The following is a 6,315-nucleotide window of genomic DNA, read 5'->3' on the forward strand; positions in this document are numbered from 1 at the left end:
GCCTCCGACCCCGGCGGCGCAAACCCCAGCGCCCCCGACACCCCGGAGGCCGCCGGATGACCACCACCCGCGCCCTCGGCTCCACCACCGGGGTCGAGATCACCTTCATCCTGATCGGCCTGCTGACCTTCGGCGCCGCCGTCCTGACCGTGACCGTGCGCAACCTCGTGCACGCCGCGCTCTGGCTGGTCGTCGCGCTGGGCGGGCTGGCCGGGTGCTATCTGCTGCTCGCCGCCGAGTTCGTGGCGTGGGTGCAGGTGCTGATCTACGTCGGCGCGGTCGCGGTGCTCCTGCTCTTCGGGCTGATGCTGACGCGCGCGCCGATCGGGCGGACCACGGAGCTGGACTCCGGTAACCGCTGGGCCGCCGCGGTGGTGGGGCTGGCGACGGCCGGGGTGCTGGTCAGCGTGATCGGCGACGCCGTGCGGACCACGTGGTTCGACCCGCGCCAAGCGGTCGTGAACGGCACCGCGAAGGCCGTCGGCACCAGCCTGTTCCGCTACTGGGTGCTGCCCTTCGAGCTCCTGTCGGTGCTGCTGCTGGCCGCGCTGGTCGGGGCGATCGTGCTGTCCCGGCGTGACGTGTCGGACGACGTGGACGCCGCCGAAGGCACCCCCCGGGCCCAAGCGACGGAGGCCGAAGCCTGACATGCACGCCATCTACCCCCTCACCCTGGCCGCCCTCCTCTTCGCGGTCGGCGTCTACGGCCTGCTGGCCCGCCGCAACGCGGTGGCCGTCCTCATGGCGATCGAGCTCCTCCTCAACGCCGTCAACCTCAACCTGGTCACCTTCTCCAGCCTCCTGCGCGACCAGTACGGCATGGGCCAGGTCTTCACCGTCTTCCTGATCACCGTCGCCGCCGCCGAGACCGGCCTGGGCCTGGCGATCGTCCTGCTCCTGTACCGCAACCGCGGCACGGCGGCCATCGACGACGCCCGCGAACTCGGCGAGGACGGCGCCCTGGGCCTCAAGCGGGTCCCGCAGCAACCCGACGGCGAAGGCAGCGAAGCCGGAACGGCGGCGGGCGATGGCTCGACGGACAACGCCTCGACGGACAACGCCGCGGCGGGCAATGCCGCGGCGCCCACCGCCCCGGCGCCGAAGGCGGTGACCAAGTGAGCACCCTCGCCCTCTGGATCCCCCTCCTCCCGCTCCTGTCCGCCGCGGCCCTCGCGGGGGTCTCCCTCTCCGACCGAGGCCGCGCTCAGAACGGCCGCAGCCGAGCCCGCGCAGCGGTCCCGGCCCTAGCGGTCCTCCCGATCGCCGCCGCAGCCGTCCTCACCTTCGTCGTCCTCTTCGGCCACGGCACCGGCGCCGCCACCGAATCCCGCATCCGCTACGCCGCGACCGGCGGCCCCGAGATCTGGCTCGGCGCGCGCGTCGACGGCCTGGCCGCCCTGATCGCGGTCCTGGTCGGCGTGGTGGCCACCGCGGTCCAGCTCTACTCGGTCAGCTACATGGCCCACGAGGAGCGCTACACCTCCTACTCCGCCATGATCTCCCTGTTCACCGCCGCGATGCTGGTCGTCGTCTACTCCACCGACCTCCTCGTCCTGCTGGTCGGCTGGGAGATCATGGGCGCCTGCTCCTACTTCCTCATCGGCCACCACTGGGAACGCCCCGAAGCCCGCAGCGCGAGCATCAAAGCCTTCCTGGTCACCAAATTCGGCGACGTCCCGTTCCTGCTGGGCATCCTGTTCCTGGCCCACGGCGCGGGCAGCTTCCGCATCCAGCCGATCCTCCAGCACGCGATCCAGCAGGGCGGCCACGGCTACACCGCCGCCGGCGCGATCCTGCTGATCGGCGGGGTGATGGGCAAGAGCGCGCAGGTCCCGCTCCAGACCTGGCTCCCGGACGCGATGGCCGGCCCGACTCCCATCAGCGCCCTGATCCACGCGGCCACGATGGTCGCCGCCGGTGTCTACGTCGTGGCCCGCCTCTACCCGGTGTTCCTGGTGACGCCGGCCGCCTTGTGGATCCTCGCGATCTCGGCCAGCCTCACCGCCGTGACCGCCGCGCTGTCCGCCTTCGCCCAGCGCGACCTGAAGCGCATCCTCGCCTACTCCACGGTCAGCCAGCTGGCGCTGATGGTCGCGGCCCTGGCCGCCGGCGGCCGCGACGCCGCGGTGTTCCACCTGATGTCCCATGGCGGATTCAAGGCCCTGCTGTTCCTCGGCGCCGGCGTCATCATCCACAAGGCCGGCACCGGAGACGTCGACGAGCTCAACACCCAGGGGCTGCGCCGCAAACTCCCCGTCACCTTCGTCACCATGACGATCGGCCTCGCCGCGCTCGCGGGCTTCCCGCCCTTCTCAGGGTTCTTCTCCAAGGAGTCGATCGCCGGCGCGGCCTACGAAACGGCCACGCACTCCGGCCCGACCAAATCGCTGCTCGGCATCACGCCTCCGGCCGGCATCGGCTGGCTGGTCCTGGTCGCGACGCTCCTGACCGGCTTCCTCACCGCCGCCTACGCCCTGCGCACCTGGTGGATGCTCTTCGGCCCGCTGGAACGCGGCTGGTTCCGGTCGGCCGTGGAGATCTCGCAGCGCCAGCTGAAGCCGCCGGAGCCGGCGGAGGAAGCCGCGACGCCGACCGCGGCCGAGGTCGCCGCCGCCAGCGAGTGGGCCTTGGAGGCGCTCGTCGCGGAGTCGATCCGCGAGCAGGACGCGGCGGCGCAAGAGGCCGCGGCCAAGGCGCGGGCCGGCCGCCCCGAGGCGCCCCGCGCCGAACTCCTCCCGCTGGTCGTCCTCGCGGCTGTCACCACCGCGTTCGGCTTCGTCGGCCTGAACCTCGGATGGTTCGCCTCGTGGCTCGGTGACGCCGACGGGAACGCCTACCGCGCCTCGGCCGCCAAGGCCGGCAAACTCATCCAGCCTGCCGCCGCCTATCATCTGGCGCCCGCGCTGCTCTCGACGATCCTGGCGCTGATCGCCCTGGCGCTCGGCTTCGGCGTGGTCTTCGCCGCCGCCCGCGCCAAGCCCGGCGCCGATCCGAACCACGTCCTCGGATTGCTGCGTAAGCCGGCCTTCCTCGGCTTCCGTGCGGACGACCTCCAAGACGCGGTCGTGGTCCGTCCGATCCAGATCGCCGCGGACACCGTCGGATTCCTCGATACCGAGGTCGTGGACGGCTACGTCCGGGGCAGCGGCCACGCGGCCCGGCTCCTGGGCGAGGGGCTGCGCCGGCTCCAGACCGGCAACGTGCAGCTCTACCTGACCGGGGTGCTGACCGGAGTCGTCGTCATCGCCGCCGCCCTCGGATTCGGAAGGTAGGACGCGATGGGTGCCCTTCTGCTGGCGATGCTGCTCGTCCCGCTCGTCACTATCGCAGTGCTCTACCTCATGCCGCGGGACACCGTGGAGCGCCAGGCCACGCGCCTGGGGTTCTACGCCGGCGCGGCCGTGCTGGTGCTGGCGGCCGCCTTCGCCTGCGCCTTCGACTACACGAAGACCGGCTATCAGGGGTCTGTGAACTGGAACTGGATCCCGGCGCTGCACATCCGGTTCCAGCTCGGCGTCGACGGCATCTCGTTGCCGCTGGTCCTGCTGACCGCGCTGTTGTCGGCGCTGTGCTTCTTCTACTCGATCCGGCACATGCCCGAGGGCGGGAGTCAGCGGTCTTACACCGCCGTGCTGCTGCTCCTGGAGATCGGGATGCTCGGGACGTTCCTGGCCGCCGATCTGATCCTGTTCTTCGTCTTCTTCGAGATCGTGCTGCTGCCGATGTGGGCGCTGATCGCCTACTGGGGCACCGACGGGGCGAAGGCCGCGGCGAACAAGTTCATTCTGTACACGCTGCTCGGTTCGGCCGTGATGGTCGTCGGATTCCTGGTGGTCTACGCCTACGCCGACAGCTTCGACATGGCGTGGCTGACGGCGCACGCGCGGGGCGACGTGCCGAAGGGCGCGGCCCTGACGGCGTTCGCGCTCATCGCGCTCGGATTCGCGGTGAAGACGCCGATGTTCCCGCTGCACACCTGGCTGCCGGACGCGCACACCGCCGCGCCGACCACGGGTTCGGTGCTGCTGGCCGGCGTGCTGCTGAAGATGGGGACGTACGGGTTCGTCCGGATCGCGGTGCCGATCCTGCCGCAGGCCGCGCCGACCTACGCGCCGGCGCTGGCCGCGTTCGGGGTCGTGGGCGTCATCTACGGGTCGCTGGCCTGTCTGTCGATCGCGCGCAAGCCCGATGGGGACCTGAAGCGGCTGATCGCTTACTCCTCGATCGGGCACATGGGCTTCGTGCTGCTCGGGATCGGGTCGCTGACGACGGTCGGGATGAACGCCGCGCTGTTCGCCTCGGTGGCCCACGGCCTGGTCACCGGGCTGCTGTTCTTCCTGGTCGGCGGGCTCAAGGTGCGGGTGCACTCGGCGAAGCTCGACGACATCGGGCGGGCGCTGTATCGGCGGGCTCCGAAGTACGCGGCGCTGATCGCGTTCGCGGCGATGGCCTCGCTGGGCCTGCCCGGGCTCGCCGGGTTCTGGGGCGAGGTGCTGGCGCTGTTCTCGGCGACCAAGCCGGGCAGCGGGCTGACACAGGGTTCGTACATCGCCATGGCGTCGATCGCGGCGCTCGGGCTGGTGTTGACGGCGACGTACCTGTTGGCCGTGGTGCGCCGGGTGTGCATGGGGCCGGCCGCGACGCAGAGCGAGGAACCGGTGACCGAGTTGACCGCCGTGGAGACCGCGACGTGGACTCCGCTGGTTCTGCTGACGTTGGCTGCCGGGCTGTGGCCGGCGTTGCTGTTGGGCATCACCAATCCCGCTGTCCGTGTCCTGATGAAGGGAGTCTGACGTGGCGATCTCCTCCCTGGTGCAGAACGTTTCGTACGCGCAGATCGCCGCGCCGCTGATCGTCGCGGCCGGCGCGGTGGCGGTGCTGGTGGCCGAGGTGTTCCTGCCGGTGCGGCGCAAGCAGCTGGTGTCGTGGCTGTCGCTGGTGGTGCTGGCGGGGGCGGCGGCTCCGGACATCGCGTTGTGGCCGGGCCGCACGACCGGGACGTTCTGCATGCCGCAGAGCGCCGCCGGGCTGTACTCCCTCGGGGCCGGCGAGCCGCACGGGATGCCGAGTACGTGCTCTTATGTAGCCGACCGGTTCGCGCTGATCTTCCAGTTCGTCGCACTGGCCGGGGCGTTCATCGTGGTGCTGATGTCGGCTGCGTCGATGAAGCGCGACCGGATCCCGACCGGGGAGTACCACTTCCTGCTGCTGTCGTCGGTGGCCGGCGCGCTGGTGCTGGCCGCGGCCCGTGACCTGATCACACTGACCATCGCGCTGGAGACGGTGTCCCTGCCCGCTTTCGCCCTCGTCGGGCTGAAGCGGTGGAGCGGCAGGTCCTCTGAGGCGGCGCTGAAGTTCTTCCTGGTGTCGGTGGCCTCGACGGCGGTGATGCTGTTCGGGATCAGCTTGGTCTACGGCGCCACCGGCAACGTGCATTTCGCGCCGGTCGCCTTGCACCTGCACGCGTTGTCGAGCGGGACCAACGGGCCGATGCGGCACCTGGCCTACCTCGGCGTCGGGATGACGCTGGTCGGATTCGGCTTCAAGGTCTCGGCGGTGCCGTTCCACTTCTGGACGCCGGACACCTACGCCGGCGCACCGGTGCCGATCGCCGCCTACCTGTCGGTGGTCTCCAAGGCGGCGGGCTTCGCCGGGCTGATCCTGTTGACCGGCACGGCTTTCAGCCCGCTGCTGGACAAGACCGGCCCGCTGCTCGCCGTCCTGGCCGCGCTGACCATGTCACTCGGCAACCTGGTGGCGCTGCGACAACAGGACGCGGTGCGCCTGCTGGCCTGGTCCACGATCGGCCAGGCCGGATACATCCTGGTACCGCTCGCCGCCCACGATTCGGTGTCCTACACGAAGCACATCAACGCCTCGGTCGCATACATCATCATGTACGCGGCGATGAACCTCGGCGCCTTCGCAGTGGTCCACTCCGTGCACGCGACCAGCCTGGACGCCTACCGGGGACTGGCGAAAACCCGGCCGCTGGCCTCGGCGGCACTGGCCTTCTTCCTACTCTGCCTCGCGGGCCTGCCACCAGGCCTGATGGGCCTGTTCGCGAAGGTGGCGGTATTCGGCGCCGCAGCCGGATCGCACCTGGTCTGGCTGGCGGTGGTGATGGCCGTGAACGTGGTGATCGCGCTGTACTACTACCTGAGCTGGACCGCGCGCCTGTTCGCGGCCCCGGACGCGGCCACGGCCTCGGTGGGGCGCTCGCCCGCGACGTTGCGGTTCGCGATCGGGCTGACGATGCTGGCGGCGGTGGTGTTTTCGGTGTGGCCTCAGTCGGCGCTGGGGGCGTTTTAGGGG

Annotated in this window: 5 protein-coding genes; all 5 read left to right on the forward strand. The window is 70.6% G+C overall.

Translation table 11 applies throughout. The annotated features are described in order from the left end of the window. The first annotated feature begins 56 nt into the window (after window positions 1-56). Genes IZR01_RS47380 through IZR01_RS47400 form a run of 5 tightly spaced genes read left to right on the forward strand, consistent with a single transcriptional unit; the run spans window position 57 to window position 6,312 of the window. Window positions 57-647, forward strand: coding sequence for an NADH-quinone oxidoreductase subunit J family protein (locus IZR01_RS47380; protein ID WP_194899448.1), 591 nt, complete (start codon window positions 57-59; stop codon window positions 645-647). Window position 648: 1 nt separating this feature from the next. Then, a complete protein-coding gene (nuoK, locus tag IZR01_RS54620) occupies window positions 649-1,119 on the forward strand; it encodes an NADH-quinone oxidoreductase subunit NuoK (RefSeq protein WP_194899449.1) in 471 nt (156 codons plus the stop codon). After that, window positions 1,116-3,272 carry an NADH-quinone oxidoreductase subunit 5 family protein gene (locus tag IZR01_RS47390; RefSeq protein WP_194899450.1) on the forward strand — a complete coding sequence of 719 codons (2,157 nt, stop codon included), beginning with the start codon at window positions 1,116-1,118 and terminating at the stop codon, window positions 3,270-3,272. The genes nuoK and IZR01_RS47390 overlap by 4 nt, the downstream gene beginning before the upstream one ends. Window positions 3,273-3,278: 6 nt before the next feature. Then, window positions 3,279-4,793 (forward strand): complex I subunit 4 family protein, encoded by a 1,515-nt coding sequence (locus tag IZR01_RS47395; RefSeq protein WP_194899451.1) that lies wholly within the window; start codon window positions 3,279-3,281, stop codon window positions 4,791-4,793. 1 nt (window position 4,794) lies between these two features. Next, complete coding sequence (locus tag IZR01_RS47400; RefSeq protein ID WP_194927683.1) at window positions 4,795-6,312, forward strand: NADH-quinone oxidoreductase subunit N; 1,518 nt, start codon at window positions 4,795-4,797, stop codon at window positions 6,310-6,312. Window positions 6,313-6,315: the final 3 nt, after the last annotated feature.

It is taken from the genome of Catenulispora pinisilvae (assembly GCF_015356865.1).
GTDB classification, from domain to species: Bacteria; Actinomycetota; Actinomycetes; order Streptomycetales; family Catenulisporaceae; genus Catenulispora; species Catenulispora pinisilvae.